This is a genomic window from Streptomyces flaveolus, assembly GCF_000716535.1.
Classification (GTDB): domain Bacteria; phylum Actinomycetota; class Actinomycetes; order Streptomycetales; family Streptomycetaceae; genus Streptomyces; species Streptomyces flaveolus_A.
In genome coordinates, this window is sequence record NZ_JNWV01000213.1 from 1 (window position 1) to 225 (window position 225).

Below are 225 nucleotides of genomic sequence, written 5' to 3' on the forward strand. Positions count from 1 at the left end.
CCTGAAGGACGCGCCCAACGCCAAGGTGACGGCGGACTTCACCCTCAAGAACGGCGAGCTGTCCCAGGTGGACGTGGACCTCGCCAAGCTGGCGGAGACCGCCAAGGTCAAGAAGCTGGGCCTGACGCTGCGGATGGGCGAGGGCACCAGGCCCACCGCTCCGGCCGGTGCCACGAAGCTCGACCTGGGCGACCTCATGAACGGCTTCCTCGGCGGGCCGCCGAT

The 225-nt window shown here is 69.3% G+C and carries 1 pseudogene; it reads left to right on the forward strand.

Annotated features, from left to right (window positions below):
• Positions 1-225 (forward strand): annotated as a pseudogene (locus OO52_RS45900) (hypothetical protein); the annotation flags it as partial.